The 22433-nt window shown below is 67.5% G+C and carries 12 protein-coding genes and 2 pseudogenes; 1 reads left to right on the plus strand and 13 read right to left on the minus strand.

The window, feature by feature from the left end:
* Positions 1-45: 45 nt before the first annotated feature.
* The 4 genes and pseudogenes from rpoD to LCC91_RS02970 all read right to left on the minus strand — a co-directional run bounded on the left by rpoD (position 46) and on the right by LCC91_RS02970 (position 8042).
* Entirely contained in the window at positions 46-2331 is a 2286-nt protein-coding gene (gene rpoD / locus LCC91_RS02955) for an RNA polymerase sigma factor RpoD (protein WP_058616224.1), read from the minus strand.
* A 415-nt stretch (positions 2332-2746) separates the two neighbouring features.
* A pseudogene (dnaG, locus tag LCC91_RS02960) lies at positions 2747-4736 on the minus strand (DNA primase).
* Positions 4737-4776: 40 nt separating this feature from the next.
* Positions 4777-7572 (minus strand): EAL domain-containing protein, encoded by a 2796-nt coding sequence (locus LCC91_RS02965; RefSeq protein ID WP_058616223.1) that lies wholly within the window; start codon positions 7570-7572, stop codon positions 4777-4779.
* Positions 7572-8042 (minus strand): type 2 periplasmic-binding domain-containing protein, encoded by a 471-nt coding sequence (locus LCC91_RS02970; protein WP_185974889.1) that lies wholly within the window; start codon positions 8040-8042, stop codon positions 7572-7574. Before LCC91_RS02970 ends, LCC91_RS02965 begins: the two co-directional genes overlap by 1 nt.
* Before the next feature lie 93 nt (positions 8043-8135).
* On the opposite strand from LCC91_RS02970, the gene LCC91_RS02975 reads away from it, so the two are divergent.
* Complete coding sequence (locus LCC91_RS02975; RefSeq protein WP_224440884.1) at positions 8136-9632, plus strand: IS5 family transposase; 1497 nt, start codon at positions 8136-8138, stop codon at positions 9630-9632.
* Between the two features lie 21 nt (positions 9633-9653).
* On the opposite strand, the gene LCC91_RS02980 is transcribed toward LCC91_RS02975, so the two are convergent.
* The 9 genes and pseudogenes from LCC91_RS02980 to LCC91_RS03030 form a co-directional block, all read right to left on the minus strand.
* The gene (locus LCC91_RS02980) at positions 9654-10256 is read right to left on the minus strand and encodes a type 2 periplasmic-binding domain-containing protein (RefSeq protein ID WP_143898541.1); all 603 of its coding nucleotides are present in this window, start codon (positions 10254-10256) and stop codon (positions 9654-9656) included.
* 30 nt (positions 10257-10286) lie between these two features.
* Positions 10287-11852 (minus strand): GGDEF domain-containing protein, encoded by a 1566-nt coding sequence (locus LCC91_RS02985; protein WP_043703092.1) that lies wholly within the window; start codon positions 11850-11852, stop codon positions 10287-10289.
* A 320-nt stretch (positions 11853-12172) separates the two neighbouring features.
* Entirely contained in the window at positions 12173-12931 is a 759-nt protein-coding gene (locus LCC91_RS02990) for a 3-hydroxyacyl-CoA dehydrogenase (protein ID WP_043703094.1), read from the minus strand.
* Between the two features lie 71 nt (positions 12932-13002).
* The gene (locus LCC91_RS02995; protein WP_185974935.1) at positions 13003-14760 is read right to left on the minus strand and encodes a cellulose synthase subunit BcsC-related outer membrane protein; all 1758 of its coding nucleotides are present in this window, start codon (positions 14758-14760) and stop codon (positions 13003-13005) included.
* Between the two features lie 404 nt (positions 14761-15164).
* On the minus strand, positions 15165-16178 hold the full coding sequence (locus tag LCC91_RS03000) for a glycosyl hydrolase family 8 (protein WP_052231746.1): 1014 nt from the start codon (positions 16176-16178) through the stop codon (positions 15165-15167).
* A gap of 77 nt (positions 16179-16255) precedes the next feature.
* Positions 16256-18586 carry a cellulose biosynthesis cyclic di-GMP-binding regulatory protein BcsB gene (locus LCC91_RS03005; protein ID WP_043703098.1) on the minus strand — a complete coding sequence of 777 codons (2331 nt, stop codon included), beginning with the start codon at positions 18584-18586 and terminating at the stop codon, positions 16256-16258.
* Positions 18587-18588: 2 nt separating this feature from the next.
* On the minus strand, positions 18589-19965 hold the full coding sequence (locus LCC91_RS03010) for a glycosyltransferase family 2 protein (RefSeq protein WP_185974936.1): 1377 nt from the start codon (positions 19963-19965) through the stop codon (positions 18589-18591).
* 67 nt (positions 19966-20032) lie between these two features.
* A pseudogene (locus tag LCC91_RS03015) lies at positions 20033-21512 on the minus strand (IS5 family transposase).
* Positions 21513-21608: 96 nt separating this feature from the next.
* The gene (locus LCC91_RS03030) at positions 21609-22421 is read right to left on the minus strand and encodes a glycosyltransferase (protein WP_185974897.1); all 813 of its coding nucleotides are present in this window, start codon (positions 22419-22421) and stop codon (positions 21609-21611) included.
* Positions 22422-22433 lie beyond the last annotated feature (12 nt).

The following is a 22433-nucleotide window of genomic DNA, read 5'->3' on the forward strand; positions in this document are numbered from 1 at the left end:
CGGCCGCGGCGAGGGCCCGTCGCCCCCCCCCCCGCTGCAGGGGCCTCAGAGGTTGTCGAGGAAGCTGCGCAGCTTCTCCGAGCGGCTCGGGTGCTTGAGTTTGCGGATCGCCTTGGCCTCGATCTGGCGGATACGCTCGCGCGTGACGTCGAACTGCTTGCCGACCTCCTCGAGCGTGTGGTCGGTGGACATCTCGATGCCATAGCGCATACGCAGCACCTTGGCCTCGCGCGGGGTGAGGGTGTCGAGGATTTCCTTGACCACCTCGCGCAGGCCGGCCTGCATCGCCGCGTCGACCGGCGCGACGTTGGTCGTGTCCTCGATGAAGTCGCCCAGGTGCGAATCGTCGTCGTCGCCGATCGGCGTCTCCATCGAGATCGGCTCCTTGGCGATCTTCATGATTTTGCGGATCTTGTCTTCCGGCATGTCCATCTTGGCCGCCAGGATTGACGCATCCGGCTCGACGCCAAACTCCTGCAGGTGCTGGCGGCTGATGCGGTTCATCTTGTTGATCGTCTCGATCATGTGCACCGGGATGCGGATGGTGCGCGCCTGATCGGCGATCGAGCGCGTGATGGCCTGCCGGATCCACCACGTGGCGTAGGTCGAGAATTTGTAGCCGCGGCGGTATTCGAACTTGTCCACCGCCTTCATCAGGCCGATGTTGCCCTCCTGGATCAGGTCCAGGAACTGCAGCCCGCGGTTGGTGTACTTCTTCGCGATCGAGATCACCAGGCGCAGGTTGGCCTCGATCATCTCGCGCTTGGCGTCGCGCGACATCGCCTCGCCGTCGTTCATGCGCTTGTGGATGTCCTTGAGTTGCTCCAGCGGCACGACCACCTGCGCCTGCAGGTCGATGAGCTTTTGCTGCAGCTCCTGGATCGCGGGGATGTTGCGGCCGAGCACCGCGCTCCACGGCTTGCCGGCGGCGGCCTGGCGCTCCACCCACTGCAGGTTCAGCAGGTTGGGCGGGAAGTCCGCGGCGAACTTCTCCTGCGGCATGCCGCACTTGTCGACGATGATGCGGCGCAGCTCGCGCTCGATTTTGCGCACCGTCTCCACCTGCTGGCGCACCTTGTCGCACAGCGTCTCGATGGTCTTGGCGGTGAAGCGGATCGTCATCAGCGTGTCGGTGATGCCCGCCTGCACCGCGTGGTAGCGCGGCGTCCCCCAGCCCTCGGCCTCGTAGACCTGGCGCAGCTCGTCGAACTGCGCGCGGATGGCATCGAAGCGCGACAGCGCCTCGCGCTTGAGCTCCTCCATCTTGCGCGTCAGCGCCTTGGAGCCGCCCTTGCCGTCGTCATCGTCCTCGTAGTCGTCGAAATCTTCCTCGGCGACGTAGTCGTCCCCCTCGTCGGTGTCGGTGAAGCCGTCCACCACCGACGAGATGATGGTCTTGCCCTCGCGGATCTCGTCGGCCAGCGTCAGGATGTCGTGGATGATCGCGGGCGACTCCGAGATCGCCTTCATCATCTGGTGCAGGCCGCCTTCGATGCGCTTGGCGATTTCGATTTCGCCCTCGCGCGTGAGCAGCTCGACCGAGCCCATCTCGCGCATGTACATGCGCACCGGGTCGGTGGTGCGGCCGAACTCGCTGTCCACCGTGGACAGCGCCGCTTCGGCCTCCTCCTCGGCTTCTTCCTCGGTGGTGACGGCGGTGGGTGCCCCGGTCAGCAGCAGCGTCTCGGCGTCCGGCGTCTGCTCGTACACCGCCACGCCCATGTCGTTGAGCAGCGAGACGACCACTTCCAGCGTTTCCTGCTCGACCAGCTTGTCCGGCAGGTGGTCGTTGATCTCGGCGTGCGTGAGGTAGCCGCGCGTCTTGCCCAGCTTGATGAGCTGCTTGAGCTTCTCGCGCCGCTGCTTGGCCTCTTCCTCGGTCAGCACCGTGTCGTCGAGGCCGAACTCCTTCATCAGCGCGCGCTCTTTGGCCTTGCTGAGCTTCATGCGCAGCGGCTTGGCCTTCTCAACCGGCTCGGCGGTCTCGTCCGCCTCGGCCACGTCGTCCGCGACAGCCTCGACCTCGTCCTCGATCAGGTCGTCGTCGAGCGCGCCCAGATCGGCGTCGTCGAACACGTCCTCGTCAGCGCTTTTCTTGGCCTTGCGTCCGCGCTTGGCGCCACCGCCGCTCTTGGCGCCGGACTTGGCCGTGGCCTTGGGCTTGGCGGTCGTCTTGGTGCGGGCCTTGGTGCCGCTCGTGCCGGTGTCGGCGCCGTCCGCGGCGGCCGTCACGTCGGTGTCCGCCGCGGGGGCGTCGGCTGGTGCATCGGCTGCTTTGCGGGTGCGCTTGCGTGCGGGCGCGGGCGCCGCCGCCTCGGCCGGTGCGGTCATCGGGGCGGCGTCGGTCGTCGGATCGGATCGGTCAGCGGTCTTACGGTTACGGGTGCTCACGGCAAACGCTTTCTGCCCGGCTTACGGCCCGGGCGGGTGGAAGACGAACCAGCTCTCGGCGGCTGCGGCCGGCGGGGCCCCGGTGCCATCGGCGCTCGACACAGGCGACGACGGAAGTACGCGGGCACGCACGCCGCAACCCGCCACGCCCCGAAATGGGGGTGGCCAGCCGATTTCGCAAGCGGGGAGGGCGAACATTTGGTGTGCAGTCCTTGCGGTGGCGGCGGCAGGCGTTGGGGCCAGCCGCCGTGGCCGAAGGCGGGGTGTCGTATCCCGCGCGGGATCACCCGGGTGTGCTGCATCGGGTGTGTGGCCGTGACCGGAGGTGCTGCTGTCGCACTTGCGAAACCTTTCATTATACCGAGTCATCGCCCTGTTGCAAGCGCATGCGTTCCGCGACGATCGCGCGGTAGCGCTGCAGCGCGTCGGGGTCGTGCGGCGCCCGTGCGATCCATTCGGTCTCCTCGCGCTTGAGCCGTTCGATGCGCAGCCGCCGCAGGAGTTCGCGCAGTTCGGTGCGCACCTCGTCCGGGGTCGCGGCGGGGGCGTCGGTCGCGGCCTCGTCGAAGCGCGCCAGCCACAGCCCGCTGTCGTGCAGCGCGACGGCCAGTGCCTCGAACGGCTCACCGCGCAGCGCCTCACGCAGCGCCGCCCACGGTTGCGGCCCGTGCTCCAGCCACTGCCGCTCCAGCCACGCGAAAAGCGGTCCGTGCGGCGGCGGTTCCTCCGCGAGCAGCGCGTGGTCGTCGGCGGTGAGCCAGTCCCACGCCTGCGGGGTGCTCAGCACGATGCGCGCGACGCGGTCGGCGCGGTCGAGCAGGCCGCGCGCGGCGCGCTGCGCCCGGCGCGCGGCCGTGCGGTCGGTGGCCAGGCGGTGTGCGGCGCCTGCTGTGGGGGGTGGGCGCCGCCGCCCCGCCCGGATGCGGCGGCGGTCTGTCGTCCGGCATCGCCGCGGCGGGCGCGGCGCGCGCCCGGCGTTCGGCCGGGGGGCGTGCGGCGGCGGGGGCGTGTGTCCCCGCGCGGCGGGGGCCGGAGGACCACACGGCCAGCAGCTCGCGCGGCTCCAGTGCGACCGCGTCGGCCAGTTCGTGCAGCAGCTGGCGCTTGAGTGCGCCCTCGGGCATCGCGCTCCACAACGGCTGCGCTTGCACGCTCAGGCGCGCGCGCCCCTCTGGGGTCGCGAGGTCGCAGTCGGCCGATGCCGCTTCCAGCAGGAAGCGGCTCAGCGGCACGGCGTCGCGCACCGCTGCGGCGAACGCCTCGGCCCCGTGCGCGCGCACGTAGCTGTCCGGGTCGTGCTCCGGCGGCAGGAACAGAAAACGCACGCTGCGCGTGTCGCTGGCGTAGGGCAGGGCGGCTTCGAGCGCGCGCCGCGCCGCGCGACGTCCCGCCGCGTCGCCGTCGAAGGCAAACACCACCGTGTCGCTGAAGCGAAACAGCTTGCGCACGTGGTCCGCGGTGCACGCGGTGCCCAGTGTCGCCACCGCGTTCGCAAAGCCCTGCTGCGCCAGCGCCACCACGTCCATGTAGCCCTCGGTCACGAGGACGTAGCCCATCTGCCGGATCGCGCTGCGCGCCTCGAACAGCCCGTACAGCTCCTCCCCCTTGCGGAACACCGGCGTCTCGGGTGAGTTCAGATATTTCGGTTCGCCGCCGTCGAGCACGCGGCCGCCGAAGCCGATGACCTCGCCCTTGACGTTGCGGATGGGGAACATGATGCGGTCGCGGAAGCGGTCGTAGCGCCGCTGACCCGGCGCGTCGGGCTCGCCGTCGCCCTCGGCGGCGATGACCAGCCCCGATTCCACCAGCCGCTCGTCCTGGTAGTCGCCGAACACGGTGGACAGAAAGCGCCAGCCCGGCGGCGCGTAGCCGAGCCCGAAGGTCTTCGCGATCTGGCCCGTGAGTCCGCGGCCCTTGAGGTAGTCGATCGCGCGCGGCGCGGCCTTGAGCTGGCGCTGGTAGGCGCGCGCCGCCTGGCCCAGGATCTCGGTCAGTGTCGCCTGCCGCTGGCGCTGCGCGGCGTCGCGCGCGCGCTCCTGAGGGGAGCGCTCGTCCTGCGGCACGGTGAGCCCCGCCTGTTGGGCGAGTTCGCGCACCGCCTCCGGAAAGTTCAGCCCGGCCTGAGCCATCAGGAAGTCGATCGCGTTGCCATGCGCCCCGCAGCCAAAGCAGTGGTAGAACTGCTTGGCAGGACTGACCGTGAACGAGGGCGACTTTTCCGCGTGGAACGGGCACAGGCCGACAAAATTGACCCCTTTTTTGCGCAGCGCGACGTAGCGCCCCACGACCTCGACGAGGTCGGTGCGGGCGAGCAGCTCTTGCAGGAATGCGGTGGGGATCGTCACGGCGGGCGGGGCGGGCGTGACCAACGGGCCGGGGGGCCGTTCAGGCCGGCGTCGCCGGTGTCTGGGGCTGGCGCGCCTGCGCCTCGAAGTCGGCCAGCGGCACGGGGCGGCCGAAATGATAGCCCTGCAGCACGTGGCAGCCCAGCGCGACCAGATGGTCTGCCTGCTGGCCGGTCTCCACGCCCTCCGCGACCACCGTCAGCCCGAGCTGGCGGCCCAGCGTGACAATGGTGCGTACGATGGCCTGCTCGCGCCGCGACCCGCTGTTCGTGCCGCCATCGAGCCGGGCGACGAAGCGCTGGTCGATCTTCACGATGTCGAACGGCAGCTCCGCGAGGTACGCCAGCGACGAGTACCCGGTGCCGAAGTCGTCGAGTGCCAGCGTCACCCCCAGCGCGTCGAGTCGCTCCAGCACCTGGCGCGCGCGCGCGAGGTCGTGCAGGAACATCGATTCCGTCACCTCCAGCTCCAGCCGGTCGGCACGGATGCCGCTGTCGCGCAGCGCGGCGGCAACGGTGTCGACGAAGTCGGGCTGCGTGAACTGGCGCACGCTGACGTTGACCGCGAGCCGCAGCGACGCCAGCGCCGGGTCGTCCTGCCAGCGGCGCAGCGTCGCGCACGCCTGCCGCAACACGTGGGTGCCGATCGGCACGATCAGTCCCGACTCCTCGGCCAGCGGGATGAACTGCGCGGGCGACACGAGCGTGCCGTCGCCGCGCTGCCAGCGCAGCAAGATTTCGCCGCCCACCCGACGGCCGGCCGCGTCCACCTGCGGCTGGCAATACAGGCGCAGCTCGTCGTGCGCGATGGCGCCGCCGAGCGCCTGCAGCAGGTCCAGCCGCTCGCGCAGCGCCGCCTCCTGGCGTGGATCGAAGAAGTGGACGGTGTTGCGCCCGGCGGCCTTCGCGGCGTGCATCGCCATGTCGGCCTGCCGCGTGAGTTCGTCGGCGTCGTGCTGGCCGTCGATCAGCGTCACGCCGACGCTGGCGGTCAGCGCCAGTTGTGCCCCGTCGGCCTGCGGGAAAGGCGCGCGCAGCGCCTCCAGCACCCGCTGCGCGAGCGCCCGGGCGGCGTCCATGGCAGTGGCGCGGTCGTGCCGCAGCGGCGGGGCGAGCAGCGCGAACTCGTCTGCGCCGAGCCGCGCCGCCTCACCGCCAGCGGGTAGCAGCGCGCGCAGCCGCTGGGCGGCCTCGCACAGCAGGGCATCGCCGCGCGACAGGCCGTGCGCATCGTTGAAATCCTTGAAGCGGTCGAGGTCGACGATCAGCAGCACGCCGATCGCCCCATCGCGGCGGGCGTCTTGCACCGTTTCGCTCAGCCGCTCGCGCATGCCGACACGGTTGAGCAGCCCCGTCAGCCCGTCGTGGTAGGTCAGCTCGCTGATGCGGGCCTCCGTCTGGCGGCGCCACGTTGCGTCGGTCAGCAACGCGATGTAATGCTCGACGGCGCCCTGTCGGTTGCGCTGCGCGGAGATCGTCAAGGCCTGCGGGTAGGTCGTGCCGTCCTTGCGCCGGTTCCAGATCTCGCCCTGCCAGACGCCGACTTGTTCGATCGTCTCCCACATCAGGCGGTAGAACTCGGCGTCGTGCCGGCCGGAGGACAGCAGCCGGGGCGTCTGGCCGAGGACTTCGCTGGCGGTGTAGCCGGTGATCGCGGTGAAGGCACGGTTGACGCGCACGATGCGCTGCCGCGCATCGGTGATGAGGACGCCGACGTCGCCGCTGTTCAGGATGCCCGCGAGCAGTGCCTGCTCGCGCAGCAGTTGCCGCAGCCGCTGGCGCTGCCACGCCAGCACCGCCACCGCCGCCAGCAGCGCGAGCGCCAGCGCCACGGCGGCGGCGATCTCCCCCGCGTAGATGCGCACGGTTTCCCGCCACGTGAGCGTCGGTACACCGTAGGGTGGCGCGCGCAGCTCGCGCAACAGGCGCTGGACACTGGCATACGACGCCGGCGGGACGAAACCGACGACCTGTTCGGCCACATCACCGGCTGCCGCATCGGTGGGGACGATGTCGAGCAACGCCGCGGCGAGCCGCCGCCGAACCTCTTCGGGCATCCCGGGCAGCGTCAACACCGGCCACTCGGGATACAGCGGCGTGCTCACCGAATAGGGATAGTCGCTCAGGTCCTGCCGCTCCAGCACCCGCAGCAGCCCCGCCGGGACCTGGCCATGGGCGACCAGGGCTTCCCACACCCCTTCGCGCGCCACTGCGGCGTCGGCACGGCCGCTCAGCAACGCGCGGATCGTGTCCTCGTGCCCGTTGCCCTTCACTTCCAACCACGTGACGCGCGAGGGCGAGATCCCGCGGCGCCACAGCTCGAATTCCGGCAGGCGCCGCGCGCCGAAGGCTTGCGCATCGACGGTGGCGACGGTGCGCCCGGCCAGGTCGGCCCAGCGGTGCAGTGGGCTGTCGGAGCGCACCAGCACCGCCACCCCAAACGCCTGCAGCGTGTCCTGCCCGACACGGCGCACCACCGTCGCGATCGCGGGCGACGCGCCTTCGTCGGCCTGCAGCTGCACGGCGTGCCCGGGGTTGGTGATCACGACGTCGATGGCACGTGTGGCCACCGCCTCCCGCAATTCGGGCAGGGTCAGCCAGCGCCAGCGAATCGGCCGATCGGGCAGCCGCTGCTCCAGCGCGCGCTCCACCAGCGCCCAGCGTTGCTGCGCCAGCGGCAGCGGCTCGAAGCGCAACACCCCGATCGTGAGCGCGGCCGGGTCCTGGGCGCCCGCCGGGGCTGCCCACCCGAACAGCACGCCGAGCAGCAGGAGGCACCGTCCCGCCGCCTGCCGCAGGCGGCGTCGCACGATGGCCAGTGGTCCGCGGCTTTGCATCACGGCGCCTCCAGCGGCAGAAAATCCGTGACCGGCCCAGGCAGCGAGGCGACCACGGAGGGCAGGCCGTAGCCGCCATTGAGCGTGGTCATGAACGTCGCCAGCCCGCGCGTGGCAGTCGCGAGCCGCGGGTTCGGCCCGGCGAGCCATTCGCGTTGACCCGCCCAGTCGATCAGCCGCAGGCCGCGGAAGGTGCCTGCCACGTCACCCCGCGCCACGCCCAGCCACGGCGCAAGCCGGTAGGCGCTGTCGATCGGCAGCTCGTGCAGGTGCCGCTGCCCGTCGAAGAGCGAGCGCACCAGCGCGGGCAACCCGCGCGGGTGCGCGTCCAGCGCATCCGTGCGCACGGCGAGCACGTCCAGGATGGGGCGTTCGCGCGGCAGCTCGCGGCTGTCGAACAGCACCGGCACGCCGCGCGCGCGCAGGCGGCTCGCCACCGGCTCGTACGTCGTCGCCCCTGAAATATTCATAACAGCATGATTTTTCTTGTGTTATTGTCTGTTTGCGAGTACAATTTCCCCCAGATTTGATGGTCTGATGCGCCGTTTTCTGGGAGTTTTGCGATGTTTGCCTGCCCCGCCACCGAGGACTTCTTCCGCGCCCGGCTCGATCAGATGATCGACCTGCGCCATCCGCTGGCGGTGTTGTCCTCACGCATGCCGTGGCAGGAGTTGGAAGCAAGGCTGTCGCACCTGTTCATGCGCAAAGCGCGCGCAGGTGTCGCGATGCCCGATCTGGACCTCTTTGGCGAATCTCCGGTGCGCGCAGCTCGGGCGTCCAACGCAGGCCGACCCCGCGTGCCGCTGCGCGTGATGATCGCGCTGCTGTATCTGAAGCACGCCTTCAACGAGTCGGACGAAGGGGTGGTCGAGCGCTGGGGCGAAACCCCCACATGGCAGTTCTTCTCGGGGCGGGCGTACTTTGAACATCGCCGGCCGTGCGACGCCACGACGCTGGTGAAGTTTCGCCGGCTGCTGGGCGAAGAAGGCGTGGAAGAACTCTTGGCGCAGACCATCAACGTGGCGGTGGAAACCGGACTCATCAAGCCGCAGGAACTCAAGCGCGTGGTGGTGGACACCACCGTACAACCCAAGGCGGTGGCGCACCCCACCGACAGCCGGCTGCTGGAGACGGCACGCACCAAGCTGGTGGAGGCGGCCAAGGCCGCCGGCATCGCCTTGAAGCAGACCTTTGCCAAGGAAGGCAAGGAGCTGGCCCGCAAGGCAGGACGCTATGCGCACGCGCGGCAGTTTGCGCGCATGCGCCGGGTCATCAAGCGCCAGCGCACGATCGTGGCCAGGCTGCAGCGCGAGATCGAGCGCAAGGCCAGCCGCCTGGGGCAGGCCATCCAGAGTGCTCTTGGCCACACCCTCAACAAGGCGGCGCGTCTGGTGGCGCAGACTGCCAACCGAAAGACCGCCGACGGGACTCGAAAGCTCTACGCCTGGCACGCGCCGGAGGTGGAGTGCATCAACAAGGGCAAGGCCCGCTGCCCTTACGAGTTCGGCGTCAAGGTCGGCATTGCCAGCACCCTGAAGCACAGCCTCATCGTCGCAGCCCGGGCCTTCCATGGCAACCCCTACGACGGGCACACGCTGCAAGCGCAGCTGGAGCAGGCCACGATCCTGATGCAGGACACTGGCATCAAGCCCAGCACAGCGTTTGCCGATCTGGGCTACCGCGGGGTGGAAGCCGACATTGCGGATGTGCGCCTGGTGCACCGCGGCAAGATCAAGCGCCTCACGCAGCAGGAGCGCAAGCTGCTCAAGCGCCGCCAGGCCATCGAGCCGGTCATCGGGCACTTGAAGCAGGATCACCGCATGGACAGGTGCCACCTCAAGGGCGAGCAGGGTGACCGGCTGCACGCGGTGCTGTGCGCGGCGGGCTACAACATCCGCTGGCTGCTGCGCATGATCACGAAGAAGGGCGTGCCCTTCTTGAGGCGAGCTTTTTTGCGCCTCATTGCGGCCGTGCGCCTCATCGGCCGGTGGCTCGCCCAGCGGCGGCCAACCGAGTCCAGTGGCGCCAACCCTGCCCAGCTGCGGCTAAGGGCGGCGTGAAAATGAATTTTTCAGGGACGACTACGTCACGAGCACGTCCATGTCACCGCGGCTCCAAGCGGTTTCGTGCTCGTCGGGGGTGATGTGCACGGGGGTCACCTCGGCGTAGCGCAGCCCGACGCGTTCCAGCCACGTGTGTGCCATCAACTCGCCGACCATGCCGGCTTCGTGCCCGACGCGCAGGCCGCGCCGCCAAACGCCGCCCGATGGCAGCGGCCCGCCCATCACGACGTCGGCGCCGACCGACTGGTTGAACAGCGCCACCACCACCAACGGCGTGCCCTCGGCGTGCACGCGGATCGCTTCGTCGAGCGTGAGCGCGGCGGCCTGGACTGCGCCGGCGCGCAGCTGCTCGACGCTTTGCGTGGCGGAGGCCGTGCGCACCGCCTCGATGGCGGGGCCGTTGGACCACCACCCCATGTGGCGCGCCAACTCCAGCGGGGCATAACCCGGCCACGGGTGGTAGGCGACGCGCAGCGGCGGCTCGCGGCCGCACCCTGTCAACCCCCCAGTGGCCGCCAGCCACGCGGCGGCCCCGGCGAGGTGGATGGTCCGCCGCAACCACGCCCGTCGCCCGGGCGCGGCGACCGAGGGACACGGCAGGGGGGACGGGCGGTCGGACATCGGCGCAAGGGGCGGGTACCGGCCGGGAGCTTACTCGGAAAAGACACGGTTTTTGCCGGCGCGCTTGGCGCGGTACATCGCGCGGTCGGCGCGCGCGATGGCGGCCTCCAGCGCTTCGCCGGGCTGCAGGCGCGTCACGCCCGCGCTGAAGGTGATCAGCACGCGCCGGTCGTCCTGCAGGAACAGGTGGGCGCTCAGGTCGCGCTGCAGCCGCTGCACGACGGCGACCGCCTGTTCGACGTCGGTGTCCGGCAGCACGAGGAGAAACTCCTCGCCGCCGTAGCGTCCGATCGCGTCGTGCGGACGCAGCGACTGGCGCGCCACCTGCGCCAGGTGCTGCAGCGCCGCATCCCCGGCCAGGTGGCCCAGCGTGTCGTTGAGTTTCTTGAAGTCATCGATGTCCAGCAGCGCGATGCACACCGGGCTGCCGTGCCGCTCGGCGCGCGCGGCCTCCTGCGCCACCGCCTCCTGCAGACCCTTGCGGTTGAGCACGCCGGTGAGCAGGTCGTGCGTGACCAATTCGGCCATCTGGTCGAGTTCGCGCTGCAGGCGCTGGATCTCGTGCTCGGCGTGCTCGGCCCGCGCGCGCAGCGTGCGCAGCTCGTCGCCCGCGCGTTGCGCGTCGGCGGCCATGGCCCGCGCGGCCTGCACCGCCTCCTGCACCACCGGGGCCATCTCGGCGAGGCTCGCTGCGCTTTCCAGCCGCGCGGCGCAGCGCTCGAAGATGCCGTGGTAGTGCGCGCTGCCCTCGGTCGTCTGCGCCAGGCGGTTCAGGAACGCGGCCAGCGTCTCCTTCATCACGGCGTGCGCCTGCAGCGTCTGCTCGCGCAGTTCCGCCTGTTTGACGGTCACGTCGCGCAGGCGGCGCTGCAGTTCCTCCAACCGGCGCAGCGTCAGCGGCGGCTGAGCCGCCTGCACGAGGGCGCCCAACTGCGGCCGCAGCCACGGGTTGTCGGGGCTGAGATCCTCGATGTGCTCGAACACCTGCCGCAGCAGCGCGAGCAGCCCGTCGCGCACGCCGGCCTGCTCCTCTGCGGTGAACGAGAGCCGGTACGCCACGTCGCCCAGCAGTCGCCGCAGCGTCGGCGGGTGGGGAGCCTCCAGCCGCAGCTGTTGCACGAGGTCCTGCACCAGCTCCAGCGCGCGTGGGTCGTCCTGGCCAAGCGCGGGCAGCACGTTCGTCAGCAGCCGCGCCACCGCTTCGCGCCACGCGTACTCGAAGCCCGGCAGGTCGTCGTCCGCCGGCGGCCGCGTGGGCCGCGCCTCGGCCGCTTCCGCGACGGCGACGCCCGGTGCTGCGCTCGCCGGGGCGGGGCTGGGCCACGCCTGCTGCACCAGCAGCCGGCGCAGGTCGTCCCAGCTGTGGCGCGCCACCGCTTTGTTGTAGAGCACTTTGAAGCGCTGCTGCCCCGGGGTGGCTTCCGGCAGCTCCTGTCCGATCTGGCGCAGCTGCTCGTACGGGAAGGGCTGCAGCGGTCGCGTGCCAGCGACTTCGTGGTAGACAGCCTGGAAGTTCTCCGGGGTCGGCGGCAGGCGGCGTGCTGCCAGCCGTTTGACGGCCTCGCGGGCGATTTCCTGAGGGGTGGGGGCAGCCATGCGGGGTTAGCGGCGGTCGGTGGACGGAAGAGATGACGACCGGTTACCGCAAAAGTGTACCGCCGCCGCTGCCGATTGCAGGGGCGGCCCGTGGTGCTCGCCCGCGGTGGCCGCGGCGCACGCGCGGGGTGTCCACGGGCGGTGGCGGCGGTGTTATGGATCCGGCTGGAAGAAGTTTTGGCTCGCCCGCAGTGTTTTGTGCATGTGAGGAAAGCGCTGGGACTCCAGACAAAACCGCGTCGGAGCAATAGCGGTCCCGTTGGTGCCGGGTCATCTTACCGGGTGCGTTCCCCGGTCGATATTTCCCGGGGACGCGTCCGTCAGCGCGGCTGCATGCGGATCGCGCCGTCGAGGCGGATCACCTCGCCGTTGAGCATGTCGTTCTCGAAAATGTGCTGCACGAGCTTGGCGTAGTCCTCGGGCCGGCCCAGGCGCGACGGGAACGGCACCATCGCCGCGAGCGCGTCCTGCACGTCCTGCGGCATGCCAAACAGCATCGGCGTGCCGAAGATGCCGGGCGCGATGGTCATGTTGCGGATGCCGAGCTTGGCCAGGTCGCGCGCGATCGGCAGCGTCATGCCGACCACACCACCCTTGGACGCCGCGTAGGCCGCCTGCCCGATCTGCCCCTCGAAGGCGGCCACGGACGCGGTGGAGACGATCACCCCGCGCTCGCCGGTGGGTTCCGGCTCGTTGGCGCTCATCGCCTGGGCCGCAAGGCGGATCATGTTGAACGTGCCGACCAGGTTGACCTGGATCACCTTTTGGAAGAGCGCGAGGCTGTGGGGGCCTTGCTTGCCGACGGTGCGCTCCGCCGGGGCAATGCCGGCGCAGTTGACCAGGCCCATGAATTTGCCCATCGCCACCGCGCGGTCGATCGCGACCTGGGCGTCGGCTTCCTGGCTGACGTCGCAGCGCACGAACGCGCCGCCGATCTCGCGCGCCACGGCTTCGCCGCGCTCGGCCTGCATGTCGGCGATGACCACGCGTCCGCCCAGCGCGGCCAGCCGCCGCGCCGTGCCTTCGCCCAGCCCCGACGCGCCGCCGGTGACCACGAATACCTTGCTTGCAATTTCCATGACCGAGCTCCTCTCGATTGACGTTAACGTAAACGTCAATCATAAAGCCTCTTCGCTCGCCAGGCGGCGGCTCAATCCAGTGCGCCACTGGCGTAGAGCCCCACGCGTCCGTCCCGGTAGTTGGCAGCTTTTTGGAGCTCCACCCACGCGCCCAGCTTCCACTGGTGCCCAATGGGGCGGCTGGCGTCCACCAGCAGCCGGTAGACCCACCCCTGGCCGCGCGAGGCCGCGATGGCGTCGGGCCGGGTGCCCGTCAGGGGATTGTCGGCGGCGCTTGCCTGCTGGTTCCAGTTGTAGCCGATGCCGCCTTCGATGTGCCACTGCAGCCCTTGCCAGCTGGGGTCGTAAATCGCCAACCAGCCCACCTGGGCAAAGGCACGCGGACTGAAGTATCCGCCATGGCCGGGGCGGTAGGCGTTGAGGTTACGTTGAAAACTGGACAATAACAGCTCGGGCCCCATCTGCAGCGACGGCACGCCGGCCACGGGTTTGAGCGCCCGTGCGTAGAGTTCGAATTTGCGGTTACTCGCGACCCCCGTGCCCGTGATCGACGCCGCGGTGGCCGATAAGGAGATCGCCCAGTCCTGCAACCGGTGGCGGCCACTGATGGTCAACCCCGTTTGCACAACCTGTCCCCATGCCGGGTCGTCCCCGCTGGCCGGCTTGCCGCTGAGGGCCAGAAGGCTCTCCTGCACGGGCTGGCGCGCCAGCGAGAGGCCCACTCCCCAGCGCTGTTCGTTGTAGCGGATGCCGATTTCCCCCAACAGCGGTCGCGCGCTGCCCAGGCCCGCGACCCCGTCGACGGAGGCGCGGCCCAGTCCCAGCCGTGTCGACCACCCACCACCGAGGTCCCGCTGCCACCATCCGTACCAGCCGATGCCTTGGGTCGAGCGGCTGCCGTCGTCGGCACTTTGCGCTTCGATGCGCAGGCTCAAACGGTCACGAAAACCCTGCCAACTCAGGGTCGTGGCGGGTATGTGTTGGGTGAGCCGTCCCTCGCCGGCCACGCCGCGTTTGTGCCGGCTCACCGTCTCAATGCGCATCTGCCAGCCCCCCTCTGCAGGAGGCGGCACGGCCGCTGTGTCGTTTGCCAATGAGAGCTGGCCGTCCGGCGCAACCGTGAGACGCGGGGAGCCGGCCGCGAGGGCCAAGCGGATCGGTGGCGCAACGAGCCGCGACAGAGGGCCGCTGTCGTTGTCGCGCTGTACCCATTGAAGCAAAGCGTCATGTCGCTGCAGTCGGTGCAGCGAAAAAACCAGCCCCTGCGCGCTCGATTCGCTGCGCGTCTTGCCGTACACCGCTGCGAAGAGCTGTGCCGCCTCGTCAAGGCGGTCAAGTCGGTATTTGACCCAGCCGAGCAGTTCCTTTGCGCCATCATCGAGCCCATCCCGCTGGGGATCCAGCACTGCTTCGGCGGCGGCCCAATCGCCGCGCTCGGCGTGGATTTGGGCGCGGTGAACCGCCAGACTGCCGCGGATGGCGCGGCCCGCTTCGGTGTTGGGGTCCATTTGGGCGAGCACCTGCTGCGCTTCATCGAGTCGCCCAAAACGAATGAGCACGTTGGCCAAAACCGCGTGGTCGCGATCGCTCTGGCCGAGCTCGGCGGCTTGACGGGCCGCGCGCACGGCCAACGCCTCGTCCCCGACATCGGCGGCCCAATATGCCAACGCACCCAGAGATCCCGTGTCGCCGTACGCGACCATTTCATCCCAGCGCCCCAGCAGGATGTCGATCGCGTCTTGCGTGCGCCCCTCGGCGTGGGCTTGGTGGGACCGGGCGACATCGGCGTCATAGACCGAGCGTGGATCGGGGGCGCGCCCTGTTGGCAACGCCGTGGTTGCAGCACTGGGTGTCGCCGCGGCAGAAGCGGGTATGCCCCGTCCGGGGGGCGTCAAGTGCTTGGGCGGATGTGCCGATCGCGTTGCACGCGGCGCTCGCGTCGAGGGCGTGCGCAGTGACGGGGAGTGACGCGCGCGCTCGGTCGGTTTCGCCGTCTGGTTGGTCGCGTCTTCGCTGGCCGTACGACCGTGGGTGGGCGACGTCCGCACCATCGCCGGGGCCCTGGGCAGCTCGCCACGCGGGCCGTCGATGCGCAGCGGTTGGGTGGTCCGCTCGAGGGGGCGCACGATCTCTACCGGACTTGGCAGGGGCCGAATATCGACACTGTCCTGTGCACTCCAGACCGAGGGCGCGATCATCAGGCCGCACAGAAGGGCCATCCGGTATCCAGTGTTCATGGCAGCTGGCGAGCGTTGGGGTGGGCGAGCGTGGCCAGCAGCATCAAGGTGCTGCCGTAGTAGTCGGCCGGGTCGATCACCGGCGTGGCTCCCGTGCCTGCTGCGGACGCACGCTGACCCAGACAGCGCTGCGCGACCCAGCGGACGGCGCGGTGGGCGCGCTGGATCGGATAGGCGGCGCGGTCACCCGTGGCCAAATCGATCCAAGCGGGTGCCTCGTCACTCGACCAAACCGTGAGATACGCTGTGAACAGGTCTCGGTCCGTGATGCCAGACCAGCACAAGTACAGCGGGATGCGTAGCGCATCGAAGCCGAATCGCCGCCGCGAGGGATCGTCGGGCAATCCCAGCCGCGCGTCGGGGTGCAGCACGATCCAGTCCGGAGGGACACCACCGACCATGGGGAATCGGCTCAAGGCAAGAAGCCGTAAACCCGCCGCTCGCACCTGACCCCAAACCGCTGCATCGTCCACGGATGCCAGTGCATCGATCGCCGGGTACACCCAATACGAGGGATTGAGCGTGTAACGCCCGCCACGCTCGAAGCCCTGCTGAGCGGGGAGGATCACGGGGCCGAACGGCGTGTTGGCAATGGACGCCTCCCGGATGCGGCGCGCCATGGTCCGCGCTGTGTCGATCCACTGGGGCTGCTTCCACCGTTGACCGGCCCGTACCAAGGCCCATGCGATCAGCAAATCGCCGTCGGTCGCGTTGTTCCAGTCGGGCACGCGCGGGGTCTTGTTGGGATGCCACTGCCACCCAAAAAGCCCATCGTCCCGCCGCAGGTTGCGTTGCGACCACTCCCAGATGGACTCGAACGTTGTGCGATCGTCCGCCATCAGTGCCAGCAGCATCCCGTAGCCCTGGCCCTCCGAGTGGCTGATATCGCCGTTACCTCGGTCGATGACACGTCCGTCTGCTGCCACAAATGCGCGCTTGTAGGCCTGCCAAGCGGCCGTCGGCAAGGTGCCACTCGCTTGCGAGGCGGCAGCCAGTCCGATCAGCACCATGCCCGCGATCCACCGTCGCCCACAGCGTGCGTAGGAAACGCAACGCTGGGCCAGCCACCGTATCCGCGTCATCGGGCTCATTGGGTTTGAGAGGTTCCGGCGTGCAGCCGCCGCCGAGCGCGTTGAAGCAGCAGCCGCCAGCTCAGCGTCGCCAACGCCGAGACGATCAGCAGCAACGAGACCAACATCAGCCATGGGTAATCCGACAGCAACCGACTCGACCAGGACATCGCCGGCTTTTTGCCGATGAACTCCCGATACTCCGCAGTGGCCTTGACGATGGCTTCGCCGTCAGGCGTCCACAACATCCCCGCGCCGTCCAATACCGTCCATACCGAGTGTTCGACCAGGCGAGCGGTTCCCTGCGCCAACCGCGGGCCGTCAGCGGCCGTCAAGACGGTGACGGGAACTTCGGCGGAAGGGGAAAGAAATTGAACGACGGCTGCACTGTCGCCCAACCCATCCCGTATCGCGACGTTCGCACGGACGTGCTCGGCGATCGAGGTCAACTGCAAAAGCGGGGTGCCCGGGCTGTCCGCCCAGCGCCGCAACCCCGTGCGCAGGTCGTTGCGCGTGCGCTGCCCGATGATCACGGACTGCCACGTGGAGGACGTGGTGAAGGCTTGCATTTCGGTGCGCAGTCGCTCGGGGAGGGTCGATTCCGGGCCAACGACGATCAGGCCTGCGCTTTTGCCGATGTTCGACCCGTCGTTCAACGCCACGCGCATGTGGCTCAGGGGTGCGCGATTGACCTGGCGCAGTTTGGCCGCGAGTGTCAAGGCGCTGCTCAGCGTCGCCGGTGAGTCTTCCGTGATCAACAAGGTCGTGCTCGCTCCGGTAACGTTGCGGGTGTAGGGCAATCCCTCGGCAGCGAACAGGGCGAGGTCGGGAACTCGCAGATAGTCTTCCGGATGAGGCAGTTCGATCCGGGAGTCCGGCAATATCGAGATCCACAAGTTGTCATAAAAGACCGGTACGCAGGCACCGCCCAAGTCGACCCCGATGACGTTGGGCTGCAGTCGCAGTCGATTTTTTCCGTCGCGGAGCGCGACCGTCGGCAGTTCCACCTGATAACGATAAACTTGCTCGCCTTGAAGATTTTGCAGTGGGATCGCCTTGACGAACTTGTCGTTGAGCAGAATATTGATGCCCGATTTCCGGTCGAAGCCGATGCCATAGGCGAAGCTGACTTCCATTTTCACGAACGTCTTGCCGGGATCGAGCATTTCGCGATGAAACCAGAAATCGATCTGGGCGGGCTCCGGATACCGTCCGCGCAACGTGGCGCCCTCGAAGCCCAGATTGACAAAACTCGTCCAACCGGGCCCATCGACCGTGGGGCGGCTGCGCGCCGCCTCTTCGGGTACGTCGACGGCCGCGATCAGGGCGTCCTGTCGGTCGGGTAGCGCAATCCCCGGCAGGTTGAGCACCGTCGCTGCTTGCAAGACTTCTTGCGGCGTCGTTCCCGATACGACCAGAATGGCGCGTGTCGGATCATCGTCGACGGGATATATGCCGAGGAAGCCGCCGGTGATGCGGCGCGCGATATCCGGGCTGATGTAGGGGGTGAGCTGGTCGCGGGTGCCGACGACGACGGCATCCCAGGCATCGTCACCGATCGACACCCCAGGAAAGCGTCGACCGTCGGTCGAAACGCCGTTCCCGGTTTTCGATAGCATTTGGACACGCACACTGACCGGCAGGTAATCGAAAATGCCGCCGATTGCTTGTGCGACTTGCCCCGCGGCGGACAATAAGTGTTGATCGGCGCTGCCGGCGCTGCGCGGTGGCAAAAACAGTTGCAGTTGATACCGGTTCATCCAAAGACGCCGGTCGAATATATCGGCGATCTTGGCCAGCGACGGTACGATGGGTTTGCGTGGTGCGCGAATCTCGAGGATCGACTGGACCGCATCGATCTGAGAGTACAGCTCCGGCGAGGAGGGATCCTCGCACTCGTTCGTGTAGTGATGCGCGGCGCGAAAACCGAGGGAGCGAAACCCGGAGCGCAGAGCGGAAATGGGAAGCCGAATGCGCGCCGCGTTATCGGGCTGCCCGGGGCGTACCGGTAGTTGCGCGATGACGCGGTCGTCGAGTGTTACCGCGAGCTGAGAGCGAGGGGTGAGGGAGAGCGATTGCGTGTAGTACAGATCGAGGCGGGCATCCGCAATGCTGAGTCGCTGAGGGATGGGAAGATCGAGCGTGCGCCGTGCGTCCGTGCCGCGAAGTTCGATGGGGGCGCGGTCGCCCCGGTTGAACCAGCCGAGTGGGAAGCGATAGCGGGACTGGTCGGCGTCCAGCTCGAGTCGTTCGGCTTTCTCGGGCTGCCCCTGGGCGGGTGCAGGGAGCAGTCCGCCGCCAACCAGCAAGAGGCCGATCGTGAGTGTGGTCGAGATCAGACGGCGCATGGTTACCCCGCGAAAAGCCTTTGGAGGATGCGTTGCCATTTCGGTGTTATGAGCGAAACAATTTTTTGCCACGCGAGACGTGTGAGGAACTGGAAATTTTCGGCCGCATGCGTGACCGCGAGCCGCAGCAAAAACGCAAATCCTTCAGCCAGGCCGATGCGGCGCTGACGCGCGCGTTGGTTCGCCGCGTGTAGATCGCTGTCGCCGTAGACCAGGGCGACGATCGCGCGCCGCTCCTCGATCGTTTGCGGAGCGAAACGCACGCCGATTTCCCACTGGCCGTTGGTCATCCGTCGCACGCGCACGACGGACGACGGCAGATCGGCAACGGTGTTGTCCATCGCCGGTATGGTGGCGCGTATCGCTCCCAGAGTGCCACGGGGCAGCGGTTGCGTCGCTGTGAATCGAGCGCCGCCATGACTGACGTCGAGAAAACGGAGCGACACGACGGTGTTGCCACTGTGCCATTCGGCGGTCGCGTCCAAGGACTCCGCAGGCACCCGGTAAGCGGAGCGTTTTTGCGCCTTTTCGAGCATGATGCCAATGGCCGCCATCGAAAAGATCATATTGATCGCCGCCAGTGTCATGGTCAGTGCGATGACGCCAAGATCTCCGGGGATCAGGATCAGCCGGATGACGCCGGCGATGACGCAAACGAAGCTGAAGAGGAAAATGGCGTAAAACGGTAGCGCAAGTTGTGAAATGAAGTCTTCGTCCAGACGTTCCCCTTTGGGGGTGACGGCAAAGCTGGGGGCATGGGGATGCCGAATCGTTGCTACGATCGATGGCAACGCGTGCATCGATTGTATCGTTTCGTACAACTCCGATATCAAAGGCCAGCGCGTCCGTCCGTACAGAATGTTCGATAGCATCATCGCGCCCAGGACGTGTGGCAGGGTGTACGCGAGCAAATCCATGGAAAAGTACGCATCGACGATGCGCAAACCGAACAGCAAATAAAGCGATGGCGCGATGTAAAAAACGATGCGCGCGAACGGGAAAAACCAGAAGAAAACCGAGGAGGTGTAAGCGAGCCGTTGGGGTATCGTCAGTTTTGGCTGTTTCCAGGGGTTCTTCAAGATGAGAATTTGCACCATCCCCTGGGTCCAGCGTGTTCTTTGCACGATGAAGCCACTGAACGTTTCTGGCTGTAATCCAGCGATCATCGGCTTGCCGTAGTAGACGCTATTGAGGCCGTGCTGTCCGTGCAAAGCCATCGCGGTTTCGGCATCTTCCGTGATGGTCTCGCCGGCGATGCCGCCGATCAGGTCCAGGTGGGCGCGTCGCAAAACTGCGGCGGACCCGCAAAAAAACGAAGCATTCCAGAAATCAAGCCCGTGTTGGATGACCGAGTAGAACATTTCGTTTTCACTCGGCATGCTCTCGTAGGTGCGCAGGTTTCTTTCCAGTGGGTCCGGATTGATGAAGTAGTTGCCCCTGAAAAATTCACCCCACCGCTCGCAGCGTCCCTGGCATGGGGGTGGTGAGCGCGCGCTTTGCCTGCTCGATGGTTTGTAGCAGGCGCAGCAGCAGACGCAAAAGAACCGCCACAAGGGGGCCGATGCCCCGCTTGGCGATCATGCGCAGCAGCCAGCGGATGTTGTAGCCGGCCGCGCACAGCACCGCGTGCAGCCGATCGCCCCGCTCGCCCTTGAGGTGACAGCGATCCATGCGGCAATCGGCCTTCAGGTGCCCGATGATGGGTTCGATGGCCTGGCGGCGCTTGAGCCGGCGCCGATCGGAGCGACTCAGGCACCGCCAGCGCCCGCGGTGCACGATGCGCACCTGTGGGTTGTCGGCCTCCACCCCGCGGTAGCCCAGGTCCACGTACACCTCGGTGGGAGCGACGGCGTTGTCCTGCATCAGGATGGTGGCCTGTTCGAGCTGCGCCCACAGGGTGTGTCCGTCGTAGGGATTGCCGTGAAAGGCGCGCGCACCCACGACCAGGTTGTGCTGCAGGGTGCTGGCCACACCGACCTTCACCCCGAACTCGTAGGGGCTGCGCGCCTTGCCTTTGCTGATGCAATCGACCTCCGGTGCGTGCCAGGCATACAGCTTGGGATGCCCTGCGTTGGCCTTGCGCTGGCGGCTCTGCGCCATGATCTGTTGCGCCTTGGCCAGCGACTCGCCCAGGGCCTCGCGTGCAGCCTGCGTCAGTGCCGTGGCTTTGCGCTCGATCTCGCGCGCCAAGCGTCCCACGATCGTGGCCTGGCGCTCGATGGTGCGGCGCAGCCGCTTGAACTGCCTGGCATGCGCGTAGCCGGCAGCCTTGCGCCGCAGTCGCTGCCCCTCCTTCGCAAAGGTCTGCTTGAGCTGCACCCCGGCGTTCTTGGCCGCCGCCACGAGCTTGACTCGCGCCACCTCCAGCAGCCGGCTGTCGCTGGGGTGGGCGATGGCCTTGTGCTGCACGGTGCTGTCCACCACCAGGTGCTCGAGCGCCTGCGGCTCGATGAGCTCGAGTTCGACCGCCACATTGATCGTCTGCGCCAGCAGCTCCTCCACCCCTTTCTTCCCCGAGCCACTGGCGAAACTTCACCAGCGTCGTGGCATCGCACGGCAGCCGATCCTCGTAGTAGGCACAGCCCGAGAAATACTGCCAGCGGGGCGTGTCTCTCCAGCGCTGCACCACGCCTTCATCGGACTCGTTGAAGGCGTGCTTGAGGTACAGCAGGCTGATCATGATGCGCAGCGGCACGCGCGGCCGCCCCGCGCGGCTGGTGCGCCGGGTGCGCGCGCGCTGCTCACCGAAGAGGTCGATCGCGTCGTCCAGCGCCTCGACAGCCTGGCTGCGGGGTGCGCGCGCCAGGCGCTGCGCGATCGCGTGCTCGAGCCGCTGCCACGGCATGCGCTGTGCCAGCACCGCCAGTGGGTGGCGCACATCGATCATGTGCTCCAGACGCAGCCGGAAAAAATCCTCGCTGTGCATGCACTCGGCCATGGTCAGAACTCCCAGCAACCGCGTCGAGGGTGGCAAAAAGCTGGGAGAAATTGTACCGCAAAACAGCCAAAAACGAACGCTTTATCAACGGGTTAGGAATATTTCAGGGGCGACGAAGTAGTGAGGGGTTTGGACGAGGAATAGTTTGGGATCTTGTAAGAAAAAGCCAACGGTATTTTCCAGAATATCGGCCGTGGGGACGTGATCCGCATCGAGAATGAGAACCAGATCCCCACGGCAGTGATCACGTAGCGCCTGGTTGAGGTTGCCCGCTTTGGCGTGCTCGTTGCGCTCGCGAGTCACATATATGGCGCCGACACGTTCGCACAGCGCTTTGAGCGTGCGATGCCGCTCCCAAGCTTGCGCACCGATATCGCGACGCTGTCGCCGTTGAACCGTTCCGCCGTCATCGCACAAATATACCTTGTAGCGTGATTTGGGGTAGCGGAGCTGGGTTGCGGCCAGCAGCGTGATTTCCAACAGCTCGGGGTCCTCGTTATAGCTGGGAATCAGGATGTCGACGGTGGGGAGTTGGTCGGGATCTCGGGGTAAAGGCGGTGGTTTGCGCTCGATTGGGTAGGCGTTGACGAACGCGCCGATCAGATAAATTGTCAAACCATACAGCTCGGCGGCCAATAACAGCAGCGCGCCAATAAAACTGAAAAAATCGTGATAGCTGATCGTATAGTTGATCCGCCAGGAAAAATAGCGCAACGACAGGAACACCGCGAGGGCAATCGCAAACAGCCGTAGCCAGGTGACTTCACGTCGCCGTTGGGTCTCCATGCGGTCGAACAGGCGCATGATCACGCCGAGTACGATCAAGCATGCAACCGCCATCACGGCTTGGGCCGTGCGCTCGACAGGTATCGACGCCAACCAGACCAGACCCAGCATCAGTCCAATCCA

It is taken from the genome of Tepidimonas taiwanensis (assembly GCF_020162115.1).
In the GTDB taxonomy this organism is placed as follows: Bacteria; Pseudomonadota; Gammaproteobacteria; order Burkholderiales; family Burkholderiaceae_C; genus Tepidimonas; species Tepidimonas taiwanensis.